The sequence below is a fragment of the Vibrio navarrensis genome, assembly GCF_015767675.1.
Taxonomy (GTDB): Bacteria; Pseudomonadota; Gammaproteobacteria; order Enterobacterales; family Vibrionaceae; genus Vibrio.
The window spans coordinates 643,630-669,321 of sequence record NZ_CP065218.1 but is presented as its reverse complement, the minus strand read 5'-3'; the positions used below and the strand labels follow the sequence as shown (position 1 = coordinate 669,321).

The 25,692-nt window shown below is 49.5% G+C and carries 25 protein-coding genes and 2 pseudogenes; 15 read left to right on the top strand and 12 right to left on the bottom strand.

Annotated features, from left to right (window positions below):
• Positions 1-122: 122 nt before the first annotated feature.
• Complete coding sequence (locus tag I3X05_RS19705; RefSeq protein ID WP_193166758.1) at positions 123-887, top strand: ferredoxin--NADP reductase; 765 nt, start codon at positions 123-125, stop codon at positions 885-887.
• A gap of 79 nt (positions 888-966) precedes the next feature.
• Here I3X05_RS19705 and I3X05_RS19700 read toward each other — a convergent pair whose 3' ends face one another.
• The 3 genes from I3X05_RS19700 to I3X05_RS19690 form a co-directional block, all read right to left on the bottom strand.
• The gene (locus I3X05_RS19700) at positions 967-1,599 is read right to left on the bottom strand and encodes a DUF2057 family protein (protein WP_337971440.1); all 633 of its coding nucleotides are present in this window, start codon (positions 1,597-1,599) and stop codon (positions 967-969) included.
• 126 nt (positions 1,600-1,725) lie between these two features.
• Positions 1,726-2,250, bottom strand: a complete 525-nt coding sequence (locus I3X05_RS19695; protein ID WP_193166760.1) for a DUF2799 domain-containing protein — start codon at positions 2,248-2,250, stop codon at positions 1,726-1,728.
• 86 nt (positions 2,251-2,336) lie between these two features.
• A complete protein-coding gene (locus tag I3X05_RS19690) occupies positions 2,337-3,239 on the bottom strand; it encodes a DMT family transporter (protein ID WP_045568762.1) in 903 nt (300 codons plus the stop codon).
• Between the two features lie 277 nt (positions 3,240-3,516).
• Between I3X05_RS19690 and I3X05_RS19685 the strand changes: the two genes are divergently transcribed.
• The 5 genes from I3X05_RS19685 (at position 3,517) to nqrM (ending at position 5,363) form a co-directional block, all read left to right on the top strand.
• Positions 3,517-3,864: a GlpM family protein gene (locus I3X05_RS19685; RefSeq protein WP_045568761.1), complete on the top strand. Its 348-nt coding sequence runs from the start codon at positions 3,517-3,519 to the stop codon at positions 3,862-3,864.
• Between the two features lie 198 nt (positions 3,865-4,062).
• Positions 4,063-4,257, top strand: a complete 195-nt coding sequence (locus I3X05_RS19680) for a hypothetical protein (RefSeq protein WP_039428405.1) — start codon at positions 4,063-4,065, stop codon at positions 4,255-4,257.
• A gap of 141 nt (positions 4,258-4,398) precedes the next feature.
• Complete coding sequence (locus I3X05_RS19675) at positions 4,399-4,683, top strand: DUF134 domain-containing protein (protein ID WP_193166762.1); 285 nt, start codon at positions 4,399-4,401, stop codon at positions 4,681-4,683.
• Positions 4,680-5,159, top strand: coding sequence for a NifB/NifX family molybdenum-iron cluster-binding protein (locus I3X05_RS19670; RefSeq protein WP_337971439.1), 480 nt, complete (start codon positions 4,680-4,682; stop codon positions 5,157-5,159). The genes I3X05_RS19675 and I3X05_RS19670 overlap by 4 nt, the downstream gene beginning before the upstream one ends.
• Before the next feature lie 3 nt (positions 5,160-5,162).
• The gene (nqrM, locus tag I3X05_RS19665) at positions 5,163-5,363 is read left to right on the top strand and encodes a (Na+)-NQR maturation NqrM (protein WP_039441349.1); all 201 of its coding nucleotides are present in this window, start codon (positions 5,163-5,165) and stop codon (positions 5,361-5,363) included.
• Between the two features lie 37 nt (positions 5,364-5,400).
• On the opposite strand, the gene fusA is transcribed toward nqrM, so the two are convergent.
• Together fusA and I3X05_RS19655 are read right to left on the bottom strand one after the other, a co-directional pair.
• Positions 5,401-7,413 carry an elongation factor G gene (fusA, locus tag I3X05_RS19660; protein ID WP_337971438.1) on the bottom strand — a complete coding sequence of 671 codons (2,013 nt, stop codon included), beginning with the start codon at positions 7,411-7,413 and terminating at the stop codon, positions 5,401-5,403.
• Between the two features lie 312 nt (positions 7,414-7,725).
• Positions 7,726-8,955, bottom strand: a complete 1,230-nt coding sequence (locus I3X05_RS19655) for an MFS transporter (protein WP_045568758.1) — start codon at positions 8,953-8,955, stop codon at positions 7,726-7,728.
• Between the two features lie 94 nt (positions 8,956-9,049).
• On the opposite strand from I3X05_RS19655, the gene soxR reads away from it, so the two are divergent.
• Positions 9,050-9,499 carry a redox-sensitive transcriptional activator SoxR gene (gene soxR / locus I3X05_RS19650; protein ID WP_045568757.1) on the top strand — a complete coding sequence of 150 codons (450 nt, stop codon included), beginning with the start codon at positions 9,050-9,052 and terminating at the stop codon, positions 9,497-9,499.
• A 10-nt stretch (positions 9,500-9,509) separates the two neighbouring features.
• Here soxR and I3X05_RS19645 read toward each other — a convergent pair whose 3' ends face one another.
• From I3X05_RS19645 to I3X05_RS19625, 5 genes and pseudogenes are all read right to left on the bottom strand, one after another.
• On the bottom strand, positions 9,510-11,060 hold the full coding sequence (locus I3X05_RS19645; protein WP_045568756.1) for a cryptochrome/photolyase family protein: 1,551 nt from the start codon (positions 11,058-11,060) through the stop codon (positions 9,510-9,512).
• A 106-nt stretch (positions 11,061-11,166) separates the two neighbouring features.
• Complete coding sequence (locus tag I3X05_RS19640; protein ID WP_045568755.1) at positions 11,167-11,736, bottom strand: mechanosensitive ion channel family protein; 570 nt, start codon at positions 11,734-11,736, stop codon at positions 11,167-11,169.
• Between the two features lie 98 nt (positions 11,737-11,834).
• Positions 11,835-11,936 (bottom strand): annotated as a pseudogene (locus I3X05_RS19635) (AraC family transcriptional regulator); the annotation flags it as partial.
• Between the two features lie 11 nt (positions 11,937-11,947).
• Positions 11,948-12,196, bottom strand: a pseudogene (locus I3X05_RS19630) (YbhB/YbcL family Raf kinase inhibitor-like protein); the annotation flags it as partial.
• Between the two features lie 125 nt (positions 12,197-12,321).
• Positions 12,322-12,723, bottom strand: a complete 402-nt coding sequence (locus I3X05_RS19625; RefSeq protein ID WP_052702486.1) for an NUDIX hydrolase — start codon at positions 12,721-12,723, stop codon at positions 12,322-12,324.
• A gap of 398 nt (positions 12,724-13,121) precedes the next feature.
• Between I3X05_RS19625 and I3X05_RS19620 the strand changes: the two genes are divergently transcribed.
• The 7 genes from I3X05_RS19620 (at position 13,122) to I3X05_RS19590 (ending at position 22,616) form a co-directional block, all read left to right on the top strand.
• On the top strand, positions 13,122-14,276 hold the full coding sequence (locus I3X05_RS19620) for an efflux RND transporter periplasmic adaptor subunit (protein ID WP_045568754.1): 1,155 nt from the start codon (positions 13,122-13,124) through the stop codon (positions 14,274-14,276).
• Positions 14,277-14,287: 11 nt separating this feature from the next.
• Positions 14,288-17,425, top strand: a complete 3,138-nt coding sequence (locus tag I3X05_RS19615; RefSeq protein ID WP_337971437.1) for an efflux RND transporter permease subunit — start codon at positions 14,288-14,290, stop codon at positions 17,423-17,425.
• A 361-nt stretch (positions 17,426-17,786) separates the two neighbouring features.
• Positions 17,787-18,050: a hypothetical protein gene (locus tag I3X05_RS19610; RefSeq protein WP_045568752.1), complete on the top strand. Its 264-nt coding sequence runs from the start codon at positions 17,787-17,789 to the stop codon at positions 18,048-18,050.
• A gap of 619 nt (positions 18,051-18,669) precedes the next feature.
• Positions 18,670-20,280 (top strand): mechanosensitive ion channel family protein, encoded by a 1,611-nt coding sequence (locus tag I3X05_RS19605; RefSeq protein ID WP_045568751.1) that lies wholly within the window; start codon positions 18,670-18,672, stop codon positions 20,278-20,280.
• A 26-nt stretch (positions 20,281-20,306) separates the two neighbouring features.
• Positions 20,307-20,813, top strand: coding sequence for a GNAT family N-acetyltransferase (locus I3X05_RS19600; protein WP_193166768.1), 507 nt, complete (start codon positions 20,307-20,309; stop codon positions 20,811-20,813).
• Positions 20,814-21,039: 226 nt separating this feature from the next.
• Positions 21,040-21,813 (top strand): siderophore-interacting protein, encoded by a 774-nt coding sequence (locus I3X05_RS19595; RefSeq protein WP_045568749.1) that lies wholly within the window; start codon positions 21,040-21,042, stop codon positions 21,811-21,813.
• A gap of 68 nt (positions 21,814-21,881) precedes the next feature.
• Entirely contained in the window at positions 21,882-22,616 is a 735-nt protein-coding gene (locus I3X05_RS19590) for an RNA methyltransferase (protein ID WP_045568748.1), read from the top strand.
• A 111-nt stretch (positions 22,617-22,727) separates the two neighbouring features.
• On the opposite strand, the gene fdxA is transcribed toward I3X05_RS19590, so the two are convergent.
• Positions 22,728-23,051, bottom strand: a complete 324-nt coding sequence (gene fdxA, locus I3X05_RS19585) for a ferredoxin FdxA (protein ID WP_045568747.1) — start codon at positions 23,049-23,051, stop codon at positions 22,728-22,730.
• A gap of 288 nt (positions 23,052-23,339) precedes the next feature.
• Here fdxA and I3X05_RS19580 point away from each other — a divergent pair, with 288 nt between their 5' ends.
• A complete protein-coding gene (locus I3X05_RS19580) occupies positions 23,340-24,956 on the top strand; it encodes an NAD(P)/FAD-dependent oxidoreductase (protein WP_337971436.1) in 1,617 nt (538 codons plus the stop codon).
• A 75-nt stretch (positions 24,957-25,031) separates the two neighbouring features.
• On the opposite strand, the gene I3X05_RS19575 is transcribed toward I3X05_RS19580, so the two are convergent.
• Positions 25,032-25,691: an HAD family hydrolase gene (locus I3X05_RS19575; RefSeq protein ID WP_193166771.1), complete on the bottom strand. Its 660-nt coding sequence runs from the start codon at positions 25,689-25,691 to the stop codon at positions 25,032-25,034.
• Position 25,692: the final 1 nt, after the last annotated feature.

The window sequence follows — 25,692 nt, the reverse complement described above, 5'->3', positions numbered from 1 at the left end:
ATTAGATTAACAGAATGTAAAAATAAAAGATGTTTTGTGTTGAAATTGGTAAGGTGTAAGCTTTACTAAGACGCGAGAGCAACGTACCTTTTGCTTAAATGTGTGCGCAAGGAGAAGTAGCGATGACAGAACTGGCGGGTTTTAATCGAGCGGTTGTGGGCAAGCGTACAGATTGGACGGATGAGTTATTTAGTCTGCGTATCAACGGGGCCAATCTCGATTTCAAAGCAGGACAATTTACGAAACTGGCGTTGCCAGGGGAAAATGGTAAAGCGCTCAGTCGTGCTTACTCTTTGGTGAATGCACCCTCGGTCAATAGTGACTGGTTGGAATTTCTCATTGTCGCTAACCCAGAAGGGCAATTGACGCCGAAGCTGCAAGCGTTAAAACCCGGCGATGAGATCTACGTTGGGCAAACCGCGCACGGCGATCTCACGGCAGAAACGATTCCTAAATCAACTCAAGATCTCTGGTTGTTTGCCACCGGCACGGGCATCGGACCTTTTCTCTCTTTGCTTGACGACATCACTCAGCCACCTCGCTGCGACCAGATTGTGCTGTTGCATGCGGTTCGCTACGAGAAAGATCTCGTTTATCGCTACCTGATAGAACAGCTTGCTGAGCTCTACCAAGGACGCCTCAGATACGTGCCCGTGGTCTCGCGAGAGTCAAGTGCTGGCGCGCTGAAAGGGCGCATCCCTGACTTATTGCAATCGGGAGCGTTGTTTGACCATTTGCAGTGTACTCTCAGCGCTGAACGCAGTTTTGCCATGTTGTGCGGCAATCCTGAGATGATTAAAGAGACTACGGTGGTGTTGCAAAGTTTGGGGTTAGAAAAATATCGCCGGCAAACAGGTGGACATATCCTCTACGAGCGCTATTGGTAAGTGAGCCTGCGAGGTGGATGTCGCTTGAAAAAACAAGAGCCCTGATAAAATCAGCGCTCTTGAGCAGGGTGGCAGTCAATCACTGCTCATTAATAAAGGCCTTAAAGCGTGCTTTGGTTTCATCGTCGGCTTTTTCATACCAGAAATGCAGCATCTCTTCAGCGGCGCTTGAGGCTTGATGCCCTTCCACCACTGGCTTTAATGCGGCAACGGTGAGTGGGGCACCAATCGCGGCGATGCCGCCAGCGCGGTTGTAGTCTTCCACTTCACGATGAAAATCACGGCCAATTTGCAGCCCTTCCTTGATCAGCTTGTCTTCCGTTTTCTCTACCGTTTGGCCATCGGCATCGATCAACTGCCAGTCGAGCTGTTTGATCTCACTTTCAGCAACGCGATGATCGCGGTATTTCGGCATAACAAAACTCAGTTCGCTGCCATTGGCGGTAAACTTTGCCACAATCACGTCACTTTCAACGCCGATGCGGTCATTGCCTTGGCTAAAAAACGGTTCGTAGCGGAATACGATCTGATTCTCGCCATCGGGCAGTGTGGCGGTTTTGCTGGTGGCAAAGAGGCTGCCTGAGAGTTTCGGTGTTTTCCCATTGGCGACGAGTAAAGTCACCTCGTCAGGTACCGTCAGTGTCACCTCGGCGGCGGCAAATCCGCTTAAACTCATCGATAAAAAGTATGTTAACGGTTTAATAAAATTCACTATTTCTATTCCTGAACAATCAGTTACGGCAAGTTTGAGAGTGCCCAGATCAACTGGGCTTTGCAACGGCCTGATGCGAAAAATTAGAGAAATTCACCAAATCTTCACACATTTGGCCGATAAGATTCAGAAAGAGAAATTGATGTTGTAAGAGGGCGATAATAGTAAGCTGCGTTCTCGAACTAAATCGCGCCGTTTGCTTTGCAGCACGTTGCGTTTCTGTTTATCTTGATCGGACTCTTTGAAACTGCTCAGTTGCCGATCGATGTCGTCAATTTGTCGGTCAATCTCCGCAATTCGCTGCTGAACGAGATACTCTTGCCGACCCAACTGGTAGTTACTGAGAAATTGTTCGCTCTCACAAACACCGTAGTATTCCCGGCCCTGTTTACCGACACGGTAACCGTTATCTGGTGAACAGTAGAGCACCGTGCCTTGCTTAAAGCCTTTGCGCCACAGGTCGCTGTCTGCTGCAACGCCCGCGTCTGCGCAATCTTTGCTGTAGCGCTGAATGATGCTGGGGTCGCTACCGTTTTGCCCATCGCGATAGCCGATTTGTTGCCAGTTGGCGACACGGCACTCGTCTGGGCTCATGGTTGTACAGGCCGACAAAAACATTGTGAAGGCAGCGTAGGTAAGGATTCGATTCATCAGAAATTGCCATCGTAAATGAAGAGGCAATAATTTTAATTGAATAGTGTTCAATTGCAATCTTGACTGACAAATCCATACATAAACTACATGGCTCCTGCTTTGGGGGTTGGTGGTTTCAGCGCGGCTTTGAGTGAGAATCCGGTGACCAGCGTAGTGCCGCTCAGCACTAACACGGTTCCCGCCACGGTATTTAAACCAATTGGTTCGCCGAGCACCAGATAGCCCCAAAAAATACCAAAGGCAGGGATAAGAAATGTCACCGACAACGCAGAAGCAGGGCCGATTTCCGCAATCAGGCGAAAGTACATCAGATAGGCAACACCGGTACACAACACACCGAGGGCGGTAACCGAAAGCATCTCAAAGGAGCTCGGCATATCACGCATTGGTGCAAACGGCAGCAGAGGAAGCACCAATAGCACCGCCATCCACATACTACCGTGCGCGTTATCAAACGCGGCAATTTGCGGGGCGTTTTTGGTGTAATTGGTGGCGATTCCGTAGCAAAACGCGGCAGAGACGGCGGCGATAATTGGTAAGATCGCTTGCTGACCGATTTGCAGCGCATCCCAGCCAACTAACACGACGACGCCGCTAATGCCGAGCAGCAAACCCAATACCCCTTTGGCTGAGATTGGGGTGCGGTACCAAAGGTAACTGATGATTACCCCCCAAATGACAGCCGTGGAGTTGAGCACCGCCAATGTCGAGGCGTTAAGGGTTTGCGCAGCGTAAGCGAAACAAAGAAAGGGCAAGGCGGTATTAAACAGGCCAATCATCAAAAAATGTTTCGGATGGCGCAACAAAGGCGCGAGATTCTTTTTCAAATAGAGAGCAACCACTAGCAGGCTCAGTGCGGCGAACAGTACTCGAAATTCAATCAGATACGCAGGCCCAAAACTGTGCGCTGCGATACGCATGAAGAGAAAAGAGCTGCCCCAAATGGCAGCAAGACAGAGTAAGCGAAAAAAACTGGCAGCAGACATGGTTGTGACTTCTTTGTTGGAGGATTGTATATGCCCTGTGATAAACGCTGCGATTATACGCCACGGCAGCGAATAAGCGATGAAGAAGATGTGCTTTCGCCACCCATTTGGCATTTTGTGGCGCGCGTTGCGGATAGCGCAGCGTCGCGACTGGGCGCTTGTCTGAAACCGATTTGAGCTGAATTCTCATGGGGTGAGAATTTCCCGTGATTGTAACTGGCTTCTTGGGCGCGATCTTTTACGATTTGCGCACATTTTAAGCGAGAGGTTAAGGCCAGTGCTCAGCCTGTTTTTTAAGTCATTGTTAGGGGCGGCAGCGGTGCTTCTCATTGCGCTGCTGTCCAAAAGTAAGAGCTTTTACATTGCGGGGTTAGTACCGCTGTTTCCCACCTTTGCGCTGATTGCTCACTTCATTATTGGTAGTGAGCGTAGCATGGAGGATTTACGTCAAGCCGCCTTATTTGGTCTGTGGTCACTGCTGCCGTACGCGGCTTATTTGCTGGCGGTTTATTATCTCAGCTACCGTTTTTCGCTGCTGGCGACTTTATTTGGCGCGACCTTGATTTGGCTACTTTGCGCTATGGTGCTGATTGTTGGCTGGACAAAGCTAACCGTGGCCGTTTGAGCTGTGCGATTGATGTGCTGGATCACAATTTTGTCATATCGAATCCCGCTTACTTTACCTCTTGTCACTGCTTTCTATTGATTTGCTAGAAGATTAGCGAAATTGGCTGCAAAACCACCCTTTTGTTGCCGTTGACAGCCTAGCCAGCTTTACTACGCTTAAGGCTGGTTTTTACGGTCAGTCAGCAAGGAGAACAGAATGGCTACATTCAAGCAGGATATTCCACATCGTGTCACTGTCTATCATGACAACCACGAGCAGGAACGTGAGTTAAAAGAGGCAATGCTCCCAGAAAAACCACGTTACTTTAACGGTGCGCCAACCTACAAAGCGGAAAGCCTCGCTGAATTTGAAGAAAAAATTCGCCAGATGAACTTGTCGTTCGACAAATAGACGTTCACCTGAGTGCCATCCTATAAAGCCGCATCATGCGGCTTTTGTTTTTCGTGCAATCTTACATTGAGCTTTTTGTTATTGGCATATGCCAATAACATGGTTTACCTTTTCGTTATCGATTTGCTTTTTGGAAACACCATGCCCAGACCAAGAAAACCGCGCCATATCGGCTGCCGACCACCCGCCAGTTGTTTTAAGCCTAACGGCATTCCGGCATCGAACTTACAGGCAGAAACGCTTGATGCCGATGAGCTGGAAGCGCTGCGTTTGGCCGATCTTCTGCAAATGAATCAGATCGATGCTGCGCAGAGCATGGGGGTTTCCCGGCAAACATTTGGCAACATCGTCAAATGTGCGCGTCACAAAGTCGCGCTCTGTTTGGTGCAAGGCAAAATGTTGAAATTCTCACTGGAGGAAGAATGATGATCATCGCAGTCCCCGTTAACGATCAAAATGTCGCGAACCATTTCACCAAAGCGCAGCGCTTTGCTTTGCTTGATGATCGCGGCAATGTTCTAAACTATTTAGATAATCCGGCGCTAAGCAGTGAAGGTTGTCACGGAAAAAAACGCTTGATTGCACAATTGCTCGCTGCGAAGGTCAACAAGGTGATGGTAAAAAACATCGGGCAGAAATCGCTGGCGAAATTGCTGGCTGGGAATGTGTTAGTCGAGCGTGTTGCTGGGCGCAACTCTCTTGCTACTGTGTTGAGCGCTGGAGCCATGCCGCTGACTGAGGCGAGCCAAGGGCGTGAGTGTCGCACTGAGTCGAAAAGTCATTATTGTGGCTCGCGTCGAGAGCGCGCTCGTCGTTTGATCGCAACACCAGATACCGCGGCGGTGATGTCGCCCATCAGGGGTTTTCAAGTCAAAGGGCTGCGCAGGCTGTTTAAGGAGTAAATCATGACCACTTTGTTGTACGCATTTGCTTTTTTCCTCATTGTCATCGCGTTGATGGCGATTGGCGTAATGTTTAAGCGCAAAGCGATCCAAGGCAGCTGTGGCGGGTTAAACCAGGTCGGTGTCGATAAAGTGTGCAATTGCGAAACCACCTGCTCCGAGCACAAACTGTATCAGATCGCGGAACCGCAAGAGAAAAAATAAGGGAGCGCAAGGCTCCCTGTAGCTTGGCCGCGAGAGTTTAGGCGCTTTCACACACTTTTCTCTGTACCGAAGGAGGCGCGGGCTCATAATGGCTGAGCGTCATTTGGAATGTGCCTTCACCACCTGTCATTGCTCTGAGTTTGTGCGCGTAATCTTGCAGCTCATTGAGCGGCGACTTGCTGCGAATCAGTGAGAAGTGGTTTGTTTGTGGCTCTGTGCCCTCAATCAAACCGCGATTGGCAGACAAATCGCCAGTGACATCGCCGACGCTGGTCGTGGGGATCACCAGATCCATTTGCACAATCGGCTCTAGCACAATCGGCCCGGCGTTTTCCACCGCATTGAGGAAGGCTTTTTTCCCCGCAATTACAAAAGCGATCTCTTTGGAATCCACCGAATGGAATTTGCCATCGTGAACGGTCACTTCAATGTCGCGAATTGGGTTGCCGGAAATCGCCCCTTCTTCTAGCGCTTGCAGAATGCCTTTTTCAACCGCAGGAATGAGTGATGTGGGGATGGCGCCGCCGACGACTTTGTTGACAAACTTAAAGCCCTCGCCGCGCTCAAGTGGTCTGACACGTAAATGCACCTCGCCAAATTGCCCCGCGCCACCGCTTTGCTTTTTATGCCGATACTGGCCATCGGCGGTTTGGGTGATGGTTTCGAAATATTCCACACTCGGCTGCTCGGTCTCCACCTCCAGCTTGTAGACGCTGGCCATTTTTTCCAGCGCGATCTTGAGATGAAATTCACCTTGGCCGCTTAAAATGGTCTCATTGCTGCGGGCGCGGTGTTCCAGTCGCAGTGACGGATCTTCGCTGACGATGCGCTTTAACACGTCGCCCAGTTTTTGTTCATCGCCGCGTTTTATGGGGTTGAGGCTTAGGCTGTACATTGGCTGTGGGAATTGTAACGTTTTCAGAGAGATACCATCTTCGTCATGGGAGTCGTGCACAATTGAATCAAATTCAAGTTCGTCGACTTTGGCGAGCACGCAAAAATCGCCCGCGAGGGCACGTGAAATTTCACTGCGCTGCTTGCCTTGTAACTGATAGAGATGGCCGACTTTAAACGCTTTATTGCTCGCGCCGATATAGAGTTGACTGCCGGCGTTGATCTCTCCTTGAAACACGCGTAGATAGGCCAGTTTACCCATGTAGGGATCAACGCTGATTTTGTACACATGCGCCACGCTGTGCTCCAGTGTCTCGCAGTTGACGCGGATACGTTTGCCGTTTTTCTCCAGCAACGGCGGGTTGCCCTCATTGGGCATCGGCATCAATTCGCACAAGGTTTGCAGCAGCAGTTCAATGCCTGCGCCCGTTTCGGCACAGGCAAAACAGATCGGGATGACATGCCCAGTACGCAGCGCTTCTTCAAACGGGTCATGCAGCTGTTGCGCTGTGAGCTCAGAGCCTTGTTCCAGATAAAGCGCCATCAAATCCTCATCCACTTCCACCACTTGATCCACTAAGGTTTCATGAGTTGTCTCGACATCTGAAATCAGTGTTGGTGTTTGATATTGCGGGGTGAAAAAACAGTCGACTACTTGGCTGCCATCGGCAGAGGGAAGGTTGATAGGCAGGCAATGGCTACCAAAATGTTCTTCAATTTGACGCAGCAGACGGCTGAGCGCTTTGTCGTTGTGGTCGATTTTATTGATGATGATCATCTGGCATTTTTTCCGCTCACTCGCGAACTCAAATAACCGATCGGAGATTTGAGTCAGCGGTGTGTGCGGATCCAACACCAGCGCAGTAGCCTCGACGGCCGGAAAGACGCTGAGCGTGCGCCCCAGCAGCTCGCCTTGTCCGGGGGTGTCGATAATATTAAGACGGTGATTTTGCCAGCGCAGTGCCACCGGAGTCGCTTCAATACTGTGCTGATATTGGATTGATTGAGCATCAAAGTCGGTGACGGTATCGCCTTTCTCGACGCTGCCTAAGTGCGTGGTAGCGTCACAGGTAAACAGCAGTTTTTCGATGAGCGTGGTTTTGCCGCTGCCCGTTTGGCCGATGAAAGCGATGTTGCGGATTTGGTTGATAGGCATAAGAGCTCCTTGCAATGAATGGAAGAGACGTAACATCCTGAGCGGGCGGGGTTACCGCCTGCCCGTCTTCCAAGTCATTTTGCGCAGATCTCCATACATAGGCTGTCTCGACACGACATGAATACCAGCAAGAGTGTGTACCCATCGCCTCAAATTTTATGTGATTCAATTCATACTGAGCGACATCCACCCAGACGCGCACGACAACTTGCTCAACTTGTCACACCGATCAACCTTTCGCTTGCGCCGAAATGCACATACTGCTTAGTTGCTGGCTTGTTGCGCGACTGGGTTGACCGCCATGGAATCGGTCTAAATGACGGAGCGTTCCGGTGCGTTGGTTATCAACATGGCGTGAGCGTTTCGGCGCAGCAGCCAAATCACCAGTGTTGCCACCGCTAGTACCAAGGCCGCAATGGCAAAGCCGCTTTGGGTCGATTGATAGTGGTTGAGCATGGCAATCAACACGTAACTCAAACTTTGCACTAAGGTGGAGAACATGCCTATACCCCCATCCACCCGACCGCGCTGCTCAATTGGGATGGTGTGGTGCATCCAATTGATACGAGCGATTCGGTTTGACGCATTGAAGAAACCAAAACCAGCTGTAAAGAGCAGAATGAATGCGGGTGAAGCGGAAAAACTCATCCCAACCAGCGCTAAAGCGGCAGCGCCAAGTGAATATTGGATGATGGACAACGGGCTGGTTAAAGCCAAAATGCGGCTGACCAACAAGCCCGTAATAAGGGAGCCTAAGCCAAAAGCGATGTTGTATCCTGCAAACCAGTCACCGGAGATCTGTTGTTCAGCAAACCAAATCGGTACGAGTTTGCTAAGAAACGTCAGCACCGGATACGAGAGGCACGAGAGCAAAATGATGGCGTAAAAGCGTGGGCTGGCCGAGAAAATGGTTTTACTCTCAGCCATTTGTGTCCAAAACCGACTTGGTTGATGCAAACGTAATTGACGTCGGTAAGGCGTGAAGCAATAACTGAGCGTGGCAAGCGCCGAAGCGATGGCCGCAAACAGTGCAAATTCCACCACTCCCCAGTATTCCAGTAACACGACACCAAGCGCCCCTGCGCCTAACGTGGTGCCCTGCATCACCACTTCTTGTTGGCCTGAAATGGCCGCGTATTCGTGGGCGTCGTAGTTTTCTTGGGTAAAAGCGTTGTTGGTGCTCCACGCGAGGTTGCTCGAAACCCAGAAGATCAATTGCGCGAGGGCGAGTAGCAGGTGAGAGCCCAAATCGAACAGGTACGCGAGCGCAACCAAAGCGGCAGTGCTGGCTTGAAGCACCTGATTGAACACTAGGATCTGCTTGCGCGAGTGGCGGTCAACCAGAGTGGAAAAAAACGGGGTGAGTACAAAGGAGATGGCGGTACAGGCCAGTGCCGTCATCGCCACAAAGGAGCCCATATCGGGCGTTTGCAGCATGATCCACGGCAGTGCCATCATAAAAAGACCGGAAGAGATCCCATCAAAAAAACGTCCGGATAAGTAAGGCAAGGTGCGGTTTTGCGTTCCAGTTCTCAAGTTCATGTTTTTTCTCCATCTAGATAACCAACTTGCGGTTACTCTAGAAGCTCAACTTAACTTGAGGTAAAGCACTTTTTATCGCCAAAGGAGAAATAAGATGGAAATGAGTGTCGGCGACGTGGCAAAACGTGCCGGAGTCAAAGTCTCTGCATTGCATTTTTATGAGCAAAAAGGGTTGATCAGCAGTTGGCGCAATGCGGGCAATCAGCGCCGATATCATCGCAGTGTTTTACGCCGCATCGCAGTGATTAAAGCGGCGCAGCAGGTGGGTTTATCGCTGGAAGAAATCGCTGAAGCGCTGGCTGAGTTGCCCAAACACCAAGCGCCAACCAAGCAGCAGTGGGAAGTGATGGCAACCAGTTGGCATGACAAGTTAGAACTGCGCATCGCCCAGTTGAAAGCTCTGCAACAGGAACTCGGTGGGTGTATTGGCTGCGGCTGCCTATCGTTGGAAAGCTGCAATTTACGCAATCCGAAAGATGAAAAAGCAGCCCAGCATTGCGGAGAAAGCCTACTGACCAATCCGAAAGATGAAGATTTTCAGTAAAAAGCGTGCTCTACAAGCTCTCTAGATGGATCAAATAGTGCTTAGCCGTTTCCAGTATTGCTTGCTGTTCATGTTCGGGCTTGGTTAACCAGTTACGATACACCATGCCAAGGCGAGGGTGCTGGCTAAACAGTGCATCATGTTGGTGAACGAAGTGCCAATAGAGGCTGTTGAATGGGCAAGAACCGGGGCCGCTGCGCTGTTTCACCTGATAGTGGCACTTTTTGCAATAGTCACTCATCTTGTCGATGTATGCGCCGCTAGCAGTGTAGGGCTTAGTACCGACAATCCCGCCATCGGCAAACAGCGCCATGCCGCGGGTATTGGGCATTTCTACCCACTCTAATGCGTCGATGTAGACGCCGAGATACCACGCATCCACTTCATCGGGATGGCATTGGCTAAGCAGCGCAAAATTGCCAATCACCATCAAGCGTTGAATATGGTGCGCGTAGGCGTATTGCAGCGATTGCGTCAGTGCGTGTTGCAGGCAGCGCATTTTGGTTTTGCCTGTCCAGAAATAACTCGGTAGCGGGCGTGAAGCTTGCCAGTAATTGAGCGTCGCGTAGTGCGGCATATTGCTCCAGTAAACCCCGCGCACGTACTCGCGCCAGCCAAGGATCTGGCGAACAAAGCCTTCAATCTGCGCGATGTCGATGGCCCCTTTAGCTTGATGATAAGTGCGAATGGCCGCGTCAATCACCTCTCGGGGCGAGAGTATTTTGCTGTTGATGGCAAAGGAGAGTCGACTGTGGTAAAGGCTCCACTGGCTCTCATGCTCGCCCGTCATCGCATCCTGAAAATGGCCGAATCTTGGCAGACAGACTTGGCAAAAATGGGCCAGCAAGGTGAGCGACTGGGCGCGGTTGATTGGCCAGAGCAGCCACGCGTCGGCTTGGCCAAAATGGTCGACCTGATGTTTTTCGAGCAGCGATAAAATCGGCCGAACGTCGTTGCGAAACTCAAGCGGTTTGGGCAGCTCAGCAATGTCTTTGGCGCTTAGTTTACGGCGATTTTTGCTGTCGTAATTCCATTTTCCGCCTTCGGGCTTTCCCTCCGTATCGAGCAAAATGTCGCTTTGCTTGCGCATCTGACGATAGAAATGCTCCATCAGTCGATGTTGACCGGGCTTAAAATGGCTTGAAATATCGCTAAACGGCAGCAAAAAGTGTTCGCTATCGACGCAGTGAATGCTCTCTACCGGCAAAGCTAATGCAGCGAGCTGTTGATGCAGGCGGTACTCGTCTGGCTGCTGATATTCAAAATGGCGAATGGAGTGCGAATCACAAAGAGCATGTAAGAGCGCAGGCAGTTCGGCGTAAGCCGCCGATTCATCAAGAGTGAAATAGCAGACGTGGTGGCCAGCCTGTCGCAGCTCTTGCGCGAAGGCGCGCATCGCCGCGAAAAAGGCGCAGATTTTTTGCACGTGATGCTTCACGTAGCCCGTTTCCTGAGCAAGCTCAGCCATCACGTATAAAGTGTTTTCATTGGGCTGCTGAAACCAGGAGTGTTCTCGATTGAGTTGATCACCCAAAATCAGGCGTAGCGTGTCAAATTTCATCGGCCGTGCGTCTCGGTTTTTAGCCTGCTTGTACGCGCTCTAATTGGCAGAAGATCACTCGCTGCCACGCGGGCATTTTTCCCCGCGATGGCTGGATGAGCGAAAACTATTTACCAATACGAGTATAGAGACGGGATTTGCTTTTGGCTTTGGCAGGCGCCTCAGACAATTTGAGCACCCCTTTTTGTAAAATCAGGTTATTCGGGTAGGTGATGACGGTGCCCGATTCATGCTGGATCAACACATGGAACATGGTGATATCAATGATTTTGCCCCGCACATCTTCATCTTTTTCCACCACTTTAATCAAATCGCCAACGCGATAAGGAAAAACGAAAAAGATCAGAAAACTGGCGGTGATGTTGCTGAGGATCGACCACTGCGCCACCAAGGCCACGCCAAGCACGGCGAAAATTGAAGAGAGAAACAGCGACACATCGCCATATCCGACGCCGGTGGCGATAAGATACAGCGAGGCAAAAACGAACAGCAAGGCGATATTGACGCTGCGCAGAATGAATGCGGTGCGTGAAGCATGCGCCTGTTTGGTGTTGGCGAGCGCGACAATCGTTTTGCCCATCAGGTGCTTGAACAGGCGATAGATGAGATACATCACCACGGCCAATATCACTTTATGTATCAGGGATTCTGAGACGTTGAGGTCAAATATCTGCATGGTTTTCTTTAACTTAGTTTGGGTATACAGGAAGCGTGATCATTAACCCAATCCAGTTGAACTGTCTAGTGCCAAGCGCAGTGGCCGCAGTGGGACGGCTAACTTGGCAGCGTTTTGAGGTATTCACGCGGCGTGAGACCAAAACGCTGACGAAAGCGTTGGGTGAAACGTTCGGTGGATTGATAACCACACATGAGAGCCGGTGCCACTAGCCACTGCCCGTTGGTGCGTCGGGATCGTAGGCAGTGATGGCGAAGCTTTTGATCCCTTCTGGAACGTTTTGCCAGCTCAATTGCGGTGACAGGTTATCGCCTTGGCAACCAAATCCGGCGTATTCGAAACTGCGGTGCATCTTGTGCCCTTCTGCAATATCTTGGCTGGTTAAGGTAAAGTTTGCCGCTACGGCAGTGGCTGAACAGAATGCGCTGATTACTAGAGCGATGTTAAATAACGTTTTCATAATGGTGTTCTCCCTGAATGATGGATAACGCCATTCTAGGTCATCCTAGGGAGTTTATTTTGCCAGAAAGTTTCAAATTTGGCAGCTTGGCTGGTCATTTTGAGACTTTCTGTTGTCTCGGGTGGTTATTGAAATAGTCCATGTTGCTGCAAGCGGATTAACTCTTTCAGCGCGGTCTTGTCAGCTACGGTGTCGGCGGCTTGGTTATGCAGAGGGCTCCAAAATACCGATTCGGCCTCATGGCAGCTCAGCTCTCCTTGCCAGCCGCGCACCACATAGTAATGCAGCAGTTGCAGCTCAGAGGTCGGATGGTAGAGGCTGCAGAGATAATCGGCTTGCGTAACCGCGACGCCCAGCTCTTCGGTGATTTCACGCTCAAGTGTCTCGATTTGGCTTTCGCCCGCTTCCATATGTCCGCCGGGAATGGCAACCATGTTTGGATCGCAAGCTTTCTCTTTGGCGCGTTTCTCAAGCAAAATTTGATTATCTTTCAAAAGGATAAAGGATACGCATGGGTGAACTTGCATGTTGAAGCCTCTCAGGTTTATTCGGTTGTCCAGCATGACCAGACCGTAGAGCATAGTATTGCATCGCAGCTTGAGCCGTGAACAGATAAATGTGGTGAATTTTACTTAATTCTGGTCAATTTCACTGTTATGACGTTGAGATATTGTCGTGGTGTATTTACAACTATATGTAAAATATCGTTTTATTATATGGCACTCTACTTGCTGACAAAGCGCCTATCGGTTGGGGCAATATTTTTTACAGTGTTTTTTATTGATTGGGGATATAAATTATCGATCCTTGGTCTGAGCTTTATGAAAAATATTGATAGTTTGCGTGAGAACTGTTCGCGAAACATTGATTGAGCAGATTCAGGTCGAAATCACGCTGGAAGCGTACATTACAATAAAGGATGCATATGTTACACAAATCCGTTCGTTGGCTAGTCCCAGTCGCTCTGCTGGGTAGCTCCTATCTTGGTTATCAGGCTATCGCGGCACATGGGCCGGAAGTTGAAGAGAAAAAAGTCGAGTCAAAGCAACCGACGGTTGAAGTCGCCGGTCTGTTTCCCACCAATCATCGCGTGCTCATTACCAGCCATGGAGAGTTAGTGCCGTTTGAAGTTACCCGTCTCTCGGCACAAGTGTCGGGTGAGGTGACCTCGTGGCATGCGAACTTTGTCAGCGGTGGCATCGTCAAGCGGGGCGAAGTGCTGTTCATCATCGAAAGTGACAACTACGAAGCCGCCGTGTTGCAAGCCGAAGCAGCACTGGCTAGCGCACAGGCCACGCTGATTGAAGAGCGAGCCAAAGCGAAAGTTGCAGAGAAGCAAGCAAGTAAACTGAGTGACAAGCAAGTTTCCGACCTCTACTTGCGCAAACCGCAACTGCTCAGTGCTGAAGCGCAGGTGAAATCCGCGCAGGCGGCACTAAAACGCGCCAAGCGCGATCTGCAAAACTGCAAAGTGATTGCGCCATACGACGCGTTAGTCGTGTCACGTAACTTAGGTGTCGGCCAGTTTATTTCGGCGGGCAGTGAGGTCGCGGTACTTAACAATATCGAAGCTGGCGAAATCCACTTACCGATTGCGGGGTTCGACAGTGCCTTTTTGCCGGAGAAGCTCTCTGATCTAAACGCTTTGGTGACGTTGGATGGTATTCAAAAAACGCAGCGCGAAGGCAAGGTAGTGCGCGATCAAGGTTTGATCGATTCAGCTACGCGGATGACCAATGTGGTGGTGCGCATTAGCGATCCCTACGGGATTAACAATAAGCAGCCAGCGATCAAATTTGGCTCTTACGTTGAAGTGAACTTTGCTGGTAAAGAGCTCAAGCATATTTACCGCTTGCCTCAAGAGTTGGTCAACAACCGAACGGTTTGGGTGGTTAATGAAAACAATGAGCTGCAACCAAGAACAGTCAATGTATTGCGCGCTGAAGGGGAGTTCATGCTCATCGCCGAAGGCATTGAACAGAGTGACCAACTGGTGTTGACTGTGCCTGAATATCCGCAAAAAGGCATGACGGTAAAGTTATTGTCCGCTGAGGCCAACAGCAACGACAAGCAAGGTTAAAAGGAGCCGTCATGGAATCGACCCAGCAACGCGGGCTTATCGCCTATTTCGCTCATAACTCCGTGGCCGCAAACTTGCTGATGGTGTTCATCATCATCATGGGGATTGTGAGCTTTTTCTTCATTCAAAGGCAGATGTTTCCCAACATCGAAGTGAACTACATCAACGTCAGTGCTTCCTATCCTGGCGCGTCACCGCAGGAGATTGAAGAAAGCATTTTGATCAAGATGGAAGAGTCGCTCAAAGATGTTACTGGCATAAAAAAAGCCGTCTCCACCGCCTCGCGTGGCAGTGCACAGATTGAGCTGGAAATTGATGTCAAAGCGGACATCAAAGAGGTGCTCGACGATGTCAAACAGCGCATCAGTACCATCGCCACCTTCCCCAAAGGGATGGAGCCGGTCAACATCTATCAATATGAGTTTCGCCAAGATGTGATTGAAATGTCGCTGGTGGGCGATCGTTCACTGGAAGAACTCAAGCCGATCGCCAAGCAAATTGAAGATGAACTGCTGCAATTGCAAAACGTGATGCTGGTGGAGCTCAGTGCGCCGGAAGAGGAGATCGCGATTGAGATCGACCCGCTGGTGTTGCGCAAATATGACCTCACCTTAAACGAGGTAACCAATGCGATTCGCCGTTATTCGGCCAACTATTCTGCCGGAGAAGTCACCACCAACGCGGGCATGATAGCGGTTCGGATTGAAAACCAGTACTACAAAGGCGAAGAGTTTCGCAACATTCCGGTGAAACTGGGTGCCAATGGCGCAAAAGTGCTGCTGCAGGATATTGCGACGATTAAAGATGGCTTTACCGAGGCAGAACGTTACTTCCAATTTTCGGGGCAAAACGCGATTTATCTGTCGGTAAAAGCGACCAAAGAGCAAGACATGATTCCGGTAGCGGAATCGGTGAAAGCGTACATTGAGCATAAAAATGCTCAGTTGCCTGCCGATCTTAAGATCAAAACACTGGTGGATATGACCTACTATCTGCAAGGTCGCCTCGACATGATGCTGAAAAACTTACTGCAAGGGGCGGTACTAGTTGCTCTGATGCTGAGTATTTTCTTGCGTGTACGCTTGGCGCTGTGGGTGATGATCGGTTTGCCAGTGTGTTTTTTAGGCGCAGTGATGCTAATGCCGTTCTTGGGTGTCACCATCAACATCGTTTCGCTGTTTGCTTTTATCATGGTGCTGGGCATTGTGGTCGATGACGCTATTGTTATTGGTGAAAGTGCCTACAGTGAGATTGAGAGTAAGGGTGGTGGCGTTGACAATGTCATCAAAGGCGTAAAGCGGGTCGCCACCCCCGCAACCTTCGGTGTTTTGACTACCATTGCCGTTTTTGCGCCGTTTTTGATGTCTTCAGGTCCTGAGCGTGCGTTCTTTTTTGGCATTGCCTCGGTGGTGATCCTGTGCCTGACTTTCAGTTTGATCGAATCGAAACTGATTTTGCCTGCACACTTGGCACACACCCATTTTAAACCAATTGAACCGGGTAGTTGGCGTGAGCGTTTCAACGCCCGTTTCTTTGGCTTTATCAATGGCCCTTACAAGCGCTTTGTGGTGGCTTGCACCCACTGGCGTTGGAGTGTGATGGCCTTTTTTGTCGGCTTGTTGGTGGTCAGCATTGCGCTGATGACATCCAACCATGTACGTATTGTGATGAACCCGAAAGTGCCAACGGACTTCCCGGCGGTGGTGTTGGAAATGAACGATAACGTCTCCAGCGCACAAACCATTGCGACCTTAAAAGCGATTGAAACGGTCATCAAGGACGTTGAACAAGAAACGCTGGCAACGCATGGACGCGGAATGATTCGTGACATGCTCTCCTACAATCGTGGTCGTACCAAAGGACGCATTGTGGTACCGCTAGTGGATGAAGAGCTCAGACCCTTTAACACTTTTGAACTCTCGCGGATGTGGCGTGAACGCATGCCAGAGCTTGCTGGGGTGAAGAGTTTGACCATTCGTGATGCGACCAACAGCGGTGATGGCGGCGATGAGTTCGGTTATCTGCTCTTTGGCTCGGACATTGCGCAGCTTAACGAAGCAGGGCGCTACTTGATCACCCGTTTACAGCAGCAAAATGGCTTGTTTGATATCTCCTCCTCGATAGATTCAGGCAGTAAAGAAGTGTTGTTGTCGCTAGCCCCAGTCGCCTATGACTTGGGTTTAGATCTCACCATGATCGCCGAACAGGTTGGTGGCAGTTTTTACGGTGATGAAGCGCAGCGGATTATTCGCGACGGTGAAGAGCTTAAGGTAATGGTGCGTTACCCCAAACTGACGCGCGAAGCCTTTGCCTCACTTCGTTATGCGGTGATCACAACGCCATCGGGTAAGAAAGTGATGCTGGGCGATGTGGTGGACATTACCGAGCAACCCGGGGTGACCAGTATTCGCCGCGAACAGGGTTATCAAACGGTTTACGTTTATGGCTCGATTGACGAAGAGCTGATCGAACCGAATGAAGTGGTGAACAACATTCGCGACAATTTACTGCCAGAACTCCAAGAGAAGTTCCCGGGAGTTCGTACCGAATTGGGTGGTAGTATCGAAGAGCAGCAAGCGCAGCGCAATGAACAGATCATCTTCTTTGTGGCTGGGATGATCATCGTCTACATTCTGCTGGCCGTACCGCTCAAAAGCTACACCCAGCCGCTGATCGTGATGTCAGTGATCCCATTTAGTTTAACCGGCGCGATTTGGGGCCATTTCTGGCTTGGGCTCGACATCAGCATGATGTCCACCTTTGGTTTAATTGCTGCCGCTGGCGTGGTGATTAACGACTCGTTGGTCATGACAGACTACGTGAACCAAGTGAGAAAAGAGGGGATGTCAATCAAACAAGCGGTGGTTGAAGCGGGCTGCGCCCGTTTTCGTGCCATCACACTGACGTCGATTACCACATTTGTTGGGGTGCTGCCGATTATGTTTGAAACCAGCTTGCAAGCACGCTTCGTTATCCCCATGGCCGTTGCATTAGGATTCGCAGTGCTGTTTGCTACGCTGTTAACCTTAGTGCTAGTACCCTGTTTATATCTTATCTTGGAAGACATTAAGCGCGGATTAAAACAGCTTTGGCGTGGCGTGACCTACCCGCTGCGCTGGTTTGGGCGGCGTAAACTTGCTTCCTCTTAGTGAAGTCAAAGTTAAGTCAAATACCAACGAAAATGCAGCTCTCGGGCTGCATTTTTTTATGGCTCTCGATGCCGCCTAGTTCGAATGGTCTGAGCTCACCTCTGCTTATCATGCCTATACTCAATAAGCGATGAGTGGTGAGTGGTGAACCAGAGAGTGTAATGCCGTTGGAGTATGTGCTCATTATTCGTCTTGTAAATATTTGGTGAAATTTGCACATACTTTGTAAATATCGCCAAGTTGCGTATCACTATCCAAGAGTTCTGCATTAACTTATTGATTTTAAATAAATAAAAAATTGGCACGCTAAGTGCTATATAGAGTTCGTTGGTTGATTATTCATTTACACGAGGAACTTAATATGCGCCGTTCAATTCTATCTACCGCAATGCTTCTATTGGTGATGACGTCTGCTGCGAATGCAAATGCACTGGACAACTCTTCACTGAGCAGTGATCTCAGTGCCGAAATGGAAGTGATGAAACAAGAAGCGATTGCTCAAGTGCAGCAAGAAAACGTTAAAGCGATCGCAGATAAGGACGCGTTGTTAGTGAACTACATCAAGCAAGAACAGTCTCAATTAGTGAATTTGAAATGCCAACAAAAAGGCAATGAAGAGTCTTAATCTGCGCATCATTTTTGCTTTGCCAGAACCGCTTGTCACTGCCCCGTAACAGATCGAATTTAAAGTTGAGGCAAATGAGGTGATTCTTTCCGCTGTGAAATACGCCTTGTTTGCCCCGTTCGCCAGGTCTCCTATGTACCTGGCTTTTTTCTTTTCAGGACATTGAAAAAAGAAAGCCCGTGTATAGGCTGATACACGGGCAAAAAAGGCACCATATTGGTGTGTCTATTCATTTTGGAGATGGTCGCAAAAGATCCATTTTCTTTTACTGTAAAGAAGCTTTCCTGGGATTGGATGGCTTCAAGTCAGTGTGACCAGCGGGAAGTAAAGTAACACTATTGTTACCATTGTTAAAATGTGAATTGGGTAATCATAGTTTGCACAAATATTTGATTTATGCTTACTAATACTGTGGGTTTCACGTTTGAAGTGGCGGATATGACGATTTATTCCGTACTTTTATGGTTACGCACGCCATCACCTTGACTCGATTGGCATATGGGATAAAAGGCGATGTTAATCATTTGTTAACAGTTTAACGCTCTCAACTATTTTATGGTGCTCCTCGCTAGGTACCGATAAAATTTGTTGAGTGAATACTACCTAGAATGGATACAATATGGTTTTGAATTGGTTTCGAGCAACGTTTCTCGTGCTCTGTCTATTGCCTTCTTACGCTTTTGCTCTGCCGACGAGCGTGATTCTCAGTATGGCTGAGGAATCTAGCAACACTCCAGTGGCGGAGCCAGCGCTGAATATCGCTTACTCTTATAAGGATGCTTTGCAACGAGACACGCCGCGAGGTGCGTTGAACGGCTTTTTGCAGGCAGCCTACGCGCAAGATTTCACCCAAGCGGCCAAATACCTAGATATGCGTTTTTTACCTTCGAATTTGAAAGTTAAAGACGGACAGGAATACGCTCGCCAACTCCATGCCATTATTGAACGTAATGTCTGGATTAACTTACAAGAGATTAATGATACGCCAGCTGGCGCAGTAGATGATTTCCAACCCGAGTATCGAGATACGTTTGGCACGATCAACATCAAAGATGCTGATATTCTTCTTCTATTGCAGCAAGTTCCGAGTAAGGACCTAGGCAAAATTTGGAAGATTTCCAACGCAACGGTCGCAATGGTGCCAACACTGTACCAAGAGCTGGGTTACGGACCGTTGAGCGAATGGTTTATTAACAATATCCCGCGTGGCTACGTGTTTAAACTGAATTTTTGGGAAATTGCGCTTCTCTCCACCTACTTAGTGGTTTCATTTATTGTCATCGCACCTTTTACTCTGTTTGGTGCTTGGTTGGTTCGACGCAGCCAGATAAAAATGAAAGATGACTTAGCTAAGGTGATTGCGAGACCTTTGCTGTTCTTTTTAGCCTTGGGGCTGGATCATCTACTGCTGGCCAACACCACTTTAACCGTCACGGCAAGAGAAATGGTCAACAATGGCTACTTACTGTTTATGTCCACGCTTTGGCTGGGTTGGGCACTAATTGGTTTGTTGCAATATGTGATGCGTGAGCGATTGATTGGCAAAGGGAATAAGCAGAGTGCCGCGATGGTGCGGCCTTTTCTGACTTTCTTACGCATCATTGTGTTGATCTTCGCTGTACTTTCATGGATGGAGTACCAAGGCTTCAATGCAACGGCACTGCTCGCCGGTATGGGGGTTGGGGGTGTTGCATTGGCGCTAGCCTCCAAACAGTCACTGGAAAACTTTATCGGCACGATGACGCTCTATTCGGCTGCTCCGGTAAAAGTGGGCAATTTGTGCAGTTTTGGTGGAATTCGCGGTACGGTGGAAGAAATTGGCTTGCGTTGTACCCGGGTAAGAACCATCGATCGGACGGTGATTCATGTCCCGAATGCGAAATTGGCTGAAATGGAAATTGAGAACATTTCTGAGCGAGAAAAAATCCGTTTTAAAACGGATATCCGGCTCGACTACAGCACAACCACCGCGCAACTGAAGGCCATTATTGAAGAGATTAAAGCCTTGCTCGAAAATCATGAGAAGGTGGATAAAAAGCCTCTGCGCGTCACTTTTCGCGGTTTTGGTGCGCATGGCTTGGAAATCAACGTCTTTGCCTACATCGGGAGCAAAAGTTTGCCCGTTTACCAAGTGGCTGCTCAAGAACTGCATCTCGGCATCATGGAGATCATTGAAAATAATGGTTCACGTATTGTCCCTGCGATGTTTGATGCTCAAGCGCTGGCATGATGCATGGCTGACTAACGAAGGTGGCTATGTCAGAAAGTATTCGCTATGAAATCAATCCTCCGGCTGCGATCCGAGATTGTGCCGAGAGACATCTGAATACCTTGCCAAATGCCACCCGTTTGCTGCGCAGCATTGATCTTGCCAGCGATTTTTGTGTGGTGGTGGCTTTAGATGGTGAACAGTTAGTGGGAGTCGCGACCATCAAGAGCTTAGTGCAGGGACAACATGGCGAGTTAGGCCACTTGTTTGTATTGCCACAGTATCAAAGGCAAGGCATCGCTAAAGAACTCACCCGGTTGCGGATTGAGTACGCTAAGGCCCATGGTTTGGATCTGCTGTATGCGGTGATCAAAGAACATAACGAGGCTTCGGCGAACAATCTTGTGCAGCACGGTTTTGTCCGTTACGGATGGTTTTATAGCCTGAGTAACAGCGGGCTAAAATTTGCTTGGTATTTTATGACCTTAGCTGATGGATTGAACGCTGAGGCAATCATGCAGACGCTCACCCATCCACGTCGTCGATGTGATTAACGATTTTCAGCGAACCAGCATTGAGATCTCATCCAGAGATGTGCTGATAGATTGCTTCAACGCTCAGGTATTTCGCAATACGCTGGCGTGAATACACCCACCGCCGATCGTGCTTGGCCAAAAGCCGAGAAAGGCAATTTCAATGTAAATTTGCTTAAAGAGGCTAGGCGCTTTACTAGGAGGTTGCTAGTATAAATGCAAAAGAGAATGATTATCGAGTAGAGAAATGAATAGACCCGCGCCACAAGTACTGACTGTCGTATCGACGCAAACCCTGACACCAAATATGCAACGCATTGTTTTTGAAGGTAACTTTCTCAAGCAATTTCCGCAAGAGTGCGAAGGCGGCTATATCAAACTGCTGTTTGATACCAGCGGCAACACCGATTTAAGCCAGCTTGCGGAAGGTGAGCGTCCGGTAATGCGCACTTACACCATTCGCCGCTTTGATGCCAAGCGTGGTGCAATCGAAGTGGATTTTGTGCGCCATATTACCTTGGACGCGCATTGCGGCTTTGCTGCGCGCTGGGCGATGGCTGCGCAGGTCGGTGACACTATTTCGATGGTCGGTCCGGGCACAATAGCGCCGATAAACACCGACGCAGATTGGTTTTTTATGGTGGCAGATATGACCTCGTTACCCGCGCTTTCGGCCAAAGCGGCACGGTTACCAAAAGAGGCAAAAGGATACGCTGTGGTCAAAATTACCGAAGCCTCTGACCAACAGACGCTTGAGTTGCCTGCCAATATGGAGCTGATTTGGCTAACCGGCGAAGAGACGTTGGCACAGAAAGTGACTCGCTTGCCATGGTTGGCGGGCAGAGCATCAGTTTGGTGCGCCTGCGAGTTCGATTCCATGCGCCAACTGCGTCAGTACTTTCGCAATGAACGAGCGGTTGGGCGTGAGCATATCTACATCAGCAGCTATTGGAAAAATGGTGTATCGGAAGATGGTCACAAAGTCCTTAAACGTGAGGATGCAGAAAGTCACGCCGACTAACGGTGTCGCTCTTTAGCTGATCGCGGGTTTGCTCTATAATCGGCCCGCTTTCATCTGGGACAAGATCAATGATTTCGAAAAACCAATTAAAACTCCTGCGTGCGTTAGGACAAAAGAAACAGCGTAAAGCGCATGGCCTTTTTTTAGTGCAAGGTGAGAAAAACGTTCTTGAACTAGCGAAGAGTGCTCTCGCGGTTCAGCAGATTTTTGCCACTGAGGAATTTCTTGCACAGTATGGCAAGGAGTTGGCGAACTTTGAGTGCGTTGAAGCCTCGTTGGATGATTTAACCAAAGCAAGTACCTTGGTGAGTAACAATGCCGCCATTGCCGTGGTTGAGATCCCGCGTGTTGAAATTCCGCCAGCGCAAGGCTTGATGATTGCTTTAGATGGCGTGTCTGACCCCGGCAATCTTGGCACCATCATCCGCGTGGCGGATTGGTACGGCATCAAACACATTATTGCCAGCAGCGATTGCGCTGACCCATACAACCCGAAAACCATCAGTGCCACCATGGGCAGTTTTGGCCGTGTGCAGGTGAGCTTGGTTGATCTGCCAAGTTACTTGGAGCAGGCAAACTTGCCAATTTACGGTGCGTTTCTTGAAGGGGAAAGTGTGCACAAAACGGCGTTCTCAGCGCAAGGCATTTTGCTGATGGGCAGTGAATCTCACGGTGTTCGTGAACAAGCGTCAAAGTTTGTCACCAACAAGATCACCATTCCTGCGTTTGGTGGGGCAGAGTCACTCAATGTGGCGATGGCAACGGGCATTATTCTCGACAATATTCGCCGTCAGAACAGTTAAGCGTAGTGTTTTACTGCTGTTAAATAGCAAAAAAGCGTCGTGGAATACGACGCTTTTTTATTGAATCCGTTTTTATCGAATCTGGTTAACCCATCGATTCGGAGGGAAAACTTATCTTTCGAGCATGTCCAGCTTGTTGGGCACGCCATTCCACTTTTCTGCTTCATCCATTGCTGGTTTTACTTCGGTTTGTACAGGCCAGAGCTCGGCCAGTTCCGCATTTAGCTCTTTGTAGATCACTTGATCTTCTGGCAGCTCATCTTCTTGGAAAATTGCCGCTGCATCACATTCTGGCACACACAAACCACAGTCGATGCACTCGATGGGGTTGATCACCATAAAGTTTGGCCCTTCGTGAAAGGCATCCGCCGGGCAAACGGCGACACAATCCGTGTATTTACATTGGATACAGTTATCAGTTACCACAAATGCCATGACATAGCGCTCTTTAGTTCAGTGAAACACATTCTTCAATGACACGTTGCGGTCAAAAATGAAGAAGGGGGATGATACTGATCCCAAGGCAAAATTCAACATTGGTGACGGCGATTGTTATGGCCAACTTTGCCTCGTTCTGGTTTTTAGTATGACCCAGTTCTGCTTTTTGTATGACATAGAAAGCAAATTCTCGTAAAATGCGCGCCATTGTGAGCTGCGCTGGTTGCTTTCTCTAAAAGGAAATGATCCAGCAAGGCTAAGACACCAATTGCAACGAGACATCCAATGATACGTTTAACTGAAATTAGACTTCCGCTTGATCATGAGGAAGGCGCGCTTCTAGACGCGATAACCAGCAAGCTCTCCATTCCGGCCGATCAGGTTCTTTCTTTTAACATGTTTAAACGTGGCTATGATGCTCGTAAAAAGACCAATATCCAGTTGATCTACACGCTTGATATTGAAGTGGCGAACCAAGAGCCGTTGTTGGCGAAGTTCAGTAACGATCCCCATGTTCGCGAAACGCCGGACATGGATTATAAGTATGTTGCCAAAGCGCCAGCCAACCTCACTGAGCGCCCCATCGTGATTGGTTTTGGCCCTTGTGGCTTGTTTGCTGGCCTTGTGTTGGCGCAAATGGGTTTCAACCCAATCATTGTCGAACGGGGCAAAGAGGTGCGTGAGCGCACCAAAGATACCTTCGGTTTTTGGCGTAAGCGCACGCTGAATCCGGAGTCAAACGTCCAGTTTGGTGAAGGCGGTGCGGGCACCTTTTCTGACGGTAAACTTTACAGCCAAGTGAAAGATCCAAACTTCTACGGCCGCAAAGTGATCACCGAATTCGTTGAAGCGGGCGCGCCAGAAGAGATCCTCTATGTGAGTAAGCCGCACATCGGTACTTTTAAGCTGGTCACGATGATTGAAAAAATGCGCGCGAAAATTCTTGAGCTCGGCGGTGAGATCCGCTTTAGTACGCGTGTTGACGATATCCATATGCAAGATGGCCAAATCACCGGCGTGACGCTGTCTAACGGTGAAGAGCTGAGATCTCGCCATGTGGTGCTCGCAGTCGGTCACAGTGCGCGCGATACCTTTGAAATGCTGCACGAGCGCGGTGTTTATATGGAAGCTAAACCGTTCTCTGTCGGTTTCCGTATCGAGCACAAACAGTCGATGATCGACGAAGCGCGTTTTGGTCCAAACGCGGGCAATCCAATTCTAGGCGCGGCAGATTACAAACTGGTGCACCACTGCAAGAATGGCCGCACGGTTTACAGCTTCTGTATGTGTCCGGGTGGCACGGTGGTGGCGGCAACCTCTGAAGAAGGCCGCGTTGTGACAAACGGCATGAGCCAATACTCGCGCGCCGAACGTAACGCCAACAGCGCGATTGTGGTGGGCATCTCTCCTGAGGTGGATTACCAGGGGGATCCGCTGGCGGGTATCCGTTTCCAGCGCGAGCTTGAATCTAATGCTTACCGTCTTGGTGGTGAAAACTATGATGCACCAGCACAGAAAATTGGTGACTTCCTAAAAGGTCGCGATCCAAGTGCTCTTGGTGACGTGGAGCCATCATTCACGCCCGGTATCAAACTGACGGACCTTGAGAAGGCGTTACCACCCTTCGCTATTGAAGCGATCCGCGAAGCAATCCCAGCATTTGATAAGCAAATAAAAGGCTTTGCATCTGAAGACGGGTTGCTCACTGGTGTGGAAACGCGTACCTCTTCTCCTGTGTGCATCAAGCGCGACAAAGAATACCAAAGCATCAATCTCAAAGGTTTCTACCCAGCGGGTGAAGGTGCAGGCTATGCAGGCGGTATCCTCTCTGCGGGCATCGACGGCATTAAAGTGGCCGAAGCGGTGGCTCGTGATATCGTCGCACAGCTAGAAAGCGCGTAATTAATACGATATTGATCAAGGGCTCGCAAGAGCCCTTTTATGATCCTGTAAGCACCGTTTACCAGCGCCATCATTTTATGCCCAAGTCAAGGTAACCCAATCGGTTTGCTCACTGTAAGCTTTGAGCTGCGGACAAGGATTGACTAGATAAGTGACGTCTGCGTATTGGCATAAAGGGAGATCGTTGATCGAATCGGTGTAGAAGTGGATCGTCGCGTCACTTCTATTTTCTGCATTAAGCCACGCTTTTAAGCGCGTCACCTTACCTTCTCGATAGCTGGGTATGCCGCTGATTTGTGTGCTGTAGCGATCGCCGTTGAGTTGTAAATCGATGCCGATGGCTTGTTGAATCCCCAAACGTTGTGCGACCGCTTGAACTAAAAAAGAGACGGACGCAGAGATGATGAGCATGTCGATGCCTTCACGCTGTAACTGGGCGATCAGCGTTTTGGCCTGCGAGAACTGCTTGGGCAAGATGTCGCGTTCGACACACTCTGCGGCTAATGCGTGAACTTCTTCGATCGGCAAGTGGGTGAGCGGGGCGATGGTGAAGGCGAGATAATCCGCCATGTTCATTTTGCCTTGGTCGTAGAGCGCCATGAGCCTTTGATCCTCTTGGACAAAATTGGCGTCGGTGGCAATGCCTTTTTCAGCCAGAAAGGCGTTCCATATCATGGCACAGTCACCATTGATCAAGGTCTTGTCGAGGTCAAATACGTACAAAGGGTTGGCCATT